General features: G+C 58.3%; 1 protein-coding gene. It reads left to right on the top strand.

Going from position 1 to position 1,447, the window contains the following annotated elements:
• Positions 1 to 113: 113 nt before the first annotated feature.
• Positions 114 to 1,418, top strand: a complete 1,305-nt coding sequence (locus CVS29_RS18100; RefSeq protein WP_245932333.1) for an ISL3 family transposase — start codon at positions 114 to 116, stop codon at positions 1,416 to 1,418.
• Positions 1,419 to 1,447 lie beyond the last annotated feature (29 nt).

The following is a 1,447-nucleotide window of genomic DNA, read 5'->3' as shown; positions in this document are numbered from 1 at the left end:
CGGCTCTCCGTGGTTCGTGGTGAAATCTGGTTTCGTGTCCTTGAACGAAGGTGGCCCGTAGCCCTGTTGTGATGGATGTTCTGACGCATTCATCAATGACAGGACTACGAGCCTTGAACGAGCTTACTTTGCCGCACCCTGATGCTGCCACCACGATCTTCAACCTCAAGGACTACCGGGTCTTAAAGACGCAGGTCCTTGATGATGGGCAACGCAGGATTCATGTTGAAAGTACCGTCGAGTCAGGCTGCCCCGGGTGCGGGGTGATCGGTACTCGGTGCCATTCAAGACGGTGGCAGCGAGTCCGGGACATCCCTGTCGCTGGCCCGGTCGAGGTCCTCTGGCGCAAGCGCCGATACTTTTGCGATGAGACATTATGCGAGCGGAAGACCTTCTTTGAGACCACGCTTGAGATCCCCGTCCGGGCACGATCCACCCGCCGGCTCCATGGCGCTCTGGTGGCTGCTGTCGTCTCCTCAGGCCGTGCAGCAACCGAGACAGCCATCGCCCATGGTGTCTCTTGGTGGCTAGTACAAAAAGCGCTGACCATGGCGGCAACTAAACTTCCCAACGTTGACCTCCTCCGGCCGCGGATGCTCGGCATTGATGAGCACCGTTTCCGTTCTGTCCGCTTCTTCAAGAACACCGAAACCAATACCTGGCAACGGATCGAGCCCTGGATGACAACGATCGTTGACCTAGATACCGGACAGATCCTGGGTGTTGTTGACGGCCGAGACCACACCGGAGTCGGTGAGTGGCTGATCAAGCGGCCCCTAGAGTGGCGCCTCGGCGTGCAAGTGGTCGCCATCGACCCCTCAGCAGCGTTCAGGAAAGCCTTGCGGATGTGGCTACCTCGCACGGCCGTCTCCGTTGATCATTTCCACCTCATCCAGCTCGCAAATCAGGCACTGACGGAAGTCCGGCAGCAACTTTCTCACAAGGTGCGTGGGCGTCGTGGCCGGGCCGTGGATCCGGCCTGGGCACACCGGATGCTGCTCATGCGTGCCGCCGATTCACTTTCGGAAGCAGCCAAGGCAAGGCTGGAGAAAGTCTTCGCAACGGATGATCCAACCGGCAAGCTCAAGGCGGCCTGGGACGTGAAAGAACAGGTACGAACACTGCTGCGCACCGGCTCACTGGGAGACGCCGAACTAGCCAAGGAAGATCTCGAACGCCTCGTCAAGGAATCCAACCAAACAGAAACAACCCGGCTCTGGCGGACCATCTGCCGGTGGTGGACAGAGATCGAAGTTCTCATCGTTACCGGCGCCACCACAGGCAAAGTAGAGGCCAACAACACCAGCATCAAACACATCAAAAGGACCGGTCGCGGCTTCGTAAATAGCACCAACTACACAACTCGTATTATGCTCAGGAGCGCCGCCCGAACAGCGGTGAATCATCCATTGCAATAGTGGATTTCACCACGAAACGCGGAGAGCCG

Origin of the sequence: Arthrobacter psychrochitiniphilus, from assembly GCF_003185915.1 — a bacterium.
Taxonomy (GTDB): Bacteria; Actinomycetota; Actinomycetes; order Actinomycetales; family Micrococcaceae; genus Specibacter; species Specibacter psychrochitiniphilus.
This window is presented reverse-complemented; position numbering and strand designations above follow the sequence as displayed.